Raw genomic sequence first — 5,020 nt, 5'->3', positions numbered from 1 at the left:
CGAGGCAGCCACGTCACTGGCGCAGTTTATGAACGTCATGGGCACCTCTCAGGCGGATGTGCGGCGTCTCGGGTCGGCTGTGGTGGCGCTCGGCAATAATGGCGCGACGACAGAGCGTGACATCGTGTCCCTGTCGCAGCGTCTCGCTGCTGCCGGGTCACAGATGGGCATGACTGAGGCTGACGTGCTGGCGACCGCTGCGGCGATGGCGTCGGTCGGTGTCGAGGCGGAGGCCGGCGGCACGGCGATGTCCAAGACATGGCGGCTCATCGACGCGCACGTCCGTGCCGGTGGCAACGGTTTGGCGACACTGGCCCGCATCAGCGGGCAGACCGCCGATGAGTTCCGCGAGAAGTGGGGACGTGACGCCGCTGGTGCGACCGCCGATTTCGTCGAGGGTCTCGGCCGGATGCGGGCATCCGGTGAGGATGTCAATGCGGTGCTGAAGGACCTCGGCGTCGATGGTGAGCGGCAGCTCGACGTGATTGGGCGTCTCGCTGGCGCTACCCGAGCGGCTGGCACCGAGCAGGACCTGCTGCGGGACGCGCTGAAGCTGGGTGCGGAGGCGTGGGAGCAGAACAATGCGCTGTCACTGGAGGCAGCGAAGCGCTACGAGACCCGCGCAGCCCAGGCGCAGATCGCCATCAACTCGATCCGTGATGAGGCGATCACGCTGGGTCAGACGCTGCTGCCCGTGGTGGATTCGGTGCTGCGTGGCCTGTCGGCACTCGCGGAGGCGTTTGGCAGTCTCCCGAGCGCGGCCAAGACCGGGGTCGTCGGTATCGGCCTGCTGACGACCGCTGGGCTGCTGGCCGCTGGCGGCGTCCTCAAGGCCGTGAAGGCCCTCCACGATTTCAAGATCGCGCTCGCGGGTCTGGGCATCTCGGTGCGGACGGCCACGCTGGCGATGGGCGCGATCGGGCTGGCTCTGACTGCTGCTGGGCTGCTGCTCGGCGCGTGGATGGGTCGGCAGGCGGAGGCGACCCAGCGGGCCCGCGAGTACACAGACGCGATCCGTCAGCAGGGCACGGTGATCGGTGAGGCGTCGAGGGCGTTGGCTGCGCAGCACCTACAGGATTCGGGTTTGTTCGACCTCGCTCAGAAGGCTCAGGTCGGTCTCGCTGACCTGACTGACGCGGCGCTCGGGAATGCCGACGCGATGGCTCGCGTGAGGAGCCAGCTCGATGCGAGCAAGTCGGCGCTGGAGGGTCAGGTCTGCGCCAACGATGCTGCTATCGAGTCGATGCGAGCCAAGGGTGTGGCGACCGAGGATGAGCAGATCAAGTTGGCGGGCCTCGTCCGCGAGAATGACAGACTGAAGTCGACGCTTTCCGACCGGGTTTCGCTCTCGGATGAGGTGACCTCCCGCCTCGCGGAGGAGTCGCAGCTCGTCGGGGATGCAGCCGCGAAGGCGGCGCAGATGGCGGAGGCGACCGAGGGGTCGACCGACGCCGCCAAGGACAACGAGAAGGCGCTACAGAAGCAGGCGGACGCCGCCCAACGATCGGCAGAGGCGCAGAAGGAGCTGCTGGAGGCGACACAAGCGTACGGGAATGAGCTGCTGAAAATGTCCGGGTCGCAGATCGCGGTCGAAAAGTCGATTGCGAGCTTGGCCGAACAGGTAAAGAAGGGCGAAAAGGGCCTCGATCTCGCTACCGAGGCGGGGCGGGCTAACCAGGAGGCGCTCAACGATCTTGCGCAGGCGTCGATCAGCTACATCGGCACCCTCTACGACCAGGGAGCTAGCGCCGACCAGATCACTGCGGCCACGAAACGCGCCCGAGACGAGTGGGTGCGCGGCGCAGTCGCGATGGGTAAATCGAAGGACGAGGCGGACAAGCTGGCCGCCGCCTACTTTGCGATCCCGGACGACGTGAGGACGCAGATAGCCGCGACGGGAGCGCCGCAGGCCACGCAGATCGCGGACAGGTGGAAGGGTCTTTTGGCGTCGATCCCGGAGGAGGAGCGCACACGATTCCTCGCAACCCTGCACGGCAAGTCGGCGGCTGAGGTGGAGTCCGCATTCCAGCAGCTTGCTCGTGACCGGGCTGCGCAGATCAAGGTGCGCTACACCATGACGAACAACATCCCGGAGATGCGGACCTCTAGCGGACTCGTCGCGACGGGGCGTGCGATGGGTGGTCCCATCTACGGCCCCGGAACAGCCACCTCTGACTCGATCCCGATCATGGCATCGACGGGCGAGTATGTGATCAGGGCGGCGTCTGCCGCACGACTCGGGCGCGGCGTCCTCGACTACATCAATGCTCACGGCGCTGTCCCGCGCTTCCGCGACGGGGGCAGCGTCACCGCCTACCGTCCAACACTCTCGGCCCCGACACTCAGGCATAGCGTAGACACGTCCGGTATCTCGGCTGCTGTGGCGGATGGCCTGGCTGGTGTCCGGATTGTGATGGTGGACCCGACCTCGGGTGTGGAGCGTCTGGTGGATGCGCGGATCGAGATGGCTGGCCGTCGGTCGGCATCGACGGTGAGGAGACGCTGATGATACTGGCTCCGCTGGTGATGCAGTCGCCGCCGTGGGTGGACATGCTTGTGACGGAGGTTCCGGCTGGGGTGGTGTCGCTGCGTGTGTGGCGGGTGGTGGATGGTGTGCGGGTGCCGGTGCGTGGGCAGCATGTGCCGCTCGGGTCGTCGGCGCGTGTCGTGGACTGGGATATACCGGTCGGTGTGCCTGTGACGTATCTGGTTGAGGCTGTGTCGTCGTCGGGGCAGGTGGTCGGTACGGGTGGTGAGTCGGTGCAGGCTCTGGTGTCTCCCGGACACTCCCGTGCGTGGCTGTCCGATCCGATGGCACCGCTCGGTGCGGTGGTGGTGGGTGTTCTGCGCTCGGAGTCTCGTGGCCGGTGGTCGTCGGCGTCGGAGATGGTGCGCCCGATGGGTGGTCTACCTGTGACGGTGGGTGGTGCGCGCCAGGTACGTGTCCGGTCGTGGCGTCTGGTCGCTGAGGATGAGGCGACGGTGCAGGCGGTGGACCGGATCATGCTGGCCGGGCCGACTGTACTGCTGCGAGGCGACCCGGAGTGTCTGGATCATCCGACGGGGCTGCTGTACGTGTCGGCGTCCGATGTGGAGTCTGAGCGGACCCTGCCGCACGAGCCTCGGGTGGTGTGGCGTATCGATGGGTACGAGTCCCGGGGCCCGGCGATTCTGCCTGTGGTGCCGTCCCGCACCTACGCGGATGATCTGCGGGAGCATCCGACGTATCAGGCGTCTCGTGCTGCTGCCGCGACGTATCTGGACCGTCTCCGTCTGCCGGTGACCTGATGTGGTCTGTCGATGATCGGTGGCGGGCTGCCCGGCTGGGCGATCAGGCCATGTCGTGCACGGTGTGGCCGGTGATGCGGGGCCAGGTGCTGACCTCTGAGCCGCTGGAGATCGTGGATGGGTCGCTGTCGGTCGAGTTGCGGTCCGGTCAGGTGCAGACGTCGCTGGAGCTGTCGATCGCGGACCCGGACGGGTCGCTGTTCACCGGTCGTCCTGATGCGGCGCTGGCTGTGTATGGGCATCGGCTCCAGCTGCGCGCCGGGTACGCCGGCGTGGGCGATGTGCCGCTGGGTGAGTTCCGGGTGGAGCGCGTAGTCCCGGACGGGTCACCGTGGCGGCTGCACCCGTCGGGGAGATGGATGCGTGGTGCTCAGGTGCTGCGCGTCTCCGCTGGTGACCTGCTGGGGATCGTCGCTGATGACCGATTCACGGTACCGGCGCAGCCGCGTGGCGGGACGGTGCGTGTCGAGGTGCAGCGGCTCGTCGCTGATGTGTTGCCGGTCGGCGGCTGGGATGCGCCTCAGACGGTGCCGTCGTCGGTGGAGTACTCCGAGTCCCGCATGGATGCGCTGCTGTCGGTGATGCGTCTGGCTGGCTTGGTGGCTGTGGTGGATCGTGCCGGAGTGCTCCAGGGCGTCCCGGATGCTGGGTCTGGTCAGGTGTGGGAGGCGTCTGCCGCCGATGTGGTGGAGTGGGTGCCGGTGATGGACCGGGACGGGCTCCGCAATGGCTGGGTGGTGACCTCGGAATCTGAGTCTGGCGAGCCGTTGCGGGGGGCCGAGTTCGAGCGCTCCGGGCCGTTGGCGTGGGACGCGTCTGGGTTTGGTCGGGTGCCTGAGTTTCTGCACTCCCCTCTGATGAGGACAAACGCGCAATGCGCGGTAGCTGCGCAGACAATGGCGGCGAAGGCTCGGGCGGCGCGCCGCCAAACCCTCACCGTGACGTGCGCTCCCGACCCGGCGCTGGATGTGCTGGACACGCTGCGGCTGCGGCTGCCGACCAGGACGATCGATGCGCTGATCACAGGCATCAGGATGCCGCTGGTGGATGGTCTGATGCAGCTCACGGCTTCGGCTGGGTGGGGGGTGCTGACTGATGTCTGACCCGCTCGCTGATGCTGTCGTGGATGCCCTGACGCCTGCACGCCCCCCGGCTGTGGCCGGTGAGGTGGTGTCCACATCCCCGGCACTGCTGATATCGGTGCTGGGGTCTGAGGTGTCGCCGCTGTCGTGGCTACCGACCCCGCTGGTGGTGGGGGATCGGGTGCTGCTGCTCCGCTCAGAGGGTGTGTGGCATGTAGTGGGTCTCCGGTCTCCGCGTCCCGGTGAGGGCATCGTGTCCTCGACAGGTGCGGGTGTGGTGACGGTGACCACCTCTGCGGGTCGCGTGACGGTGCCGTATGTCGGTGGTGTGCCGGTCGTCGGTGACCGTGTGGGGCTGGTGTGGGGTGCGTCGGGGGGGATGGTGGTGGGCCGGATCGGTGCCGCCGCAGCCCCTCCGCCGCCTGCGCAACCGCCGGCCGATCCTGACCCGCCGCAGCGCGATCCGGTCCGCCATGAGACGACGGTGACCGCCGCCGCGGTGCAGGCGTCGACGGCCCGCTCGGGGTCGTGGCGGACGGACGGAACGGCAGGGTATCGCGCCTATCAGGGGCACTCCACGTCCGGCCAGTCCGCCGCTGTCTCTTATACAAATATGACGCAGCCGACGAGCGTAACAGTGTACATCTCGG

The 5,020-nt window shown here is 67.6% G+C and carries 4 protein-coding genes; all 4 read left to right on the top strand.

Annotation, left to right across the window (positions count from 1 at the left end; translation table 11 throughout):
• Nucleotides 1-2,506 (top strand): phage tail tape measure protein (locus tag ACTNC3_RS11110; RefSeq protein ID WP_441227465.1); only part of this gene is annotated, 2,506 nt, incomplete at its 5' end.
• 44 nt (nt 2,507-2,550) lie between these two features.
• Nucleotides 2,551-3,288, top strand: a complete 738-nt coding sequence (locus ACTNC3_RS11105) for a hypothetical protein (RefSeq protein ID WP_441227464.1) — start codon at nt 2,551-2,553, stop codon at nt 3,286-3,288.
• Nucleotides 3,288-4,391, top strand: coding sequence for a hypothetical protein (locus ACTNC3_RS11100; RefSeq protein WP_441203812.1), 1,104 nt, complete (start codon nt 3,288-3,290; stop codon nt 4,389-4,391). The genes ACTNC3_RS11105 and ACTNC3_RS11100 overlap by 1 nt, the downstream gene beginning before the upstream one ends.
• On the top strand, nt 4,384-5,020 hold a 637-nt coding region (locus ACTNC3_RS11095; protein WP_441227463.1), incomplete at its 3' end, for a hypothetical protein. The genes ACTNC3_RS11100 and ACTNC3_RS11095, both read left to right, overlap by 8 nt.

Origin of the sequence: Oribacterium sp. HCP3S3_B9 (assembly GCF_052064255.1) — a bacterium.
In the GTDB taxonomy this organism is placed as follows: Bacteria; Bacillota; Clostridia; order Lachnospirales; family Lachnospiraceae; genus Oribacterium.
This window is presented reverse-complemented; position numbering and strand designations above follow the sequence as displayed.

Excerpts from the sequence above, each read along its gene's own strand:
- ACTNC3_RS11100 (WP_441203812.1), top strand. The coding sequence starts at position 3,288 with ATGTGGTCTGTCGATGATCGGTGGCGGGCTGCCCGGCTGGGCGATCAG.
- ACTNC3_RS11105 (WP_441227464.1), top strand. The coding sequence starts at position 2,551 with ATGCTTGTGACGGAGGTTCCGGCTGGGGTGGTGTCGCTGCGTGTGTGG.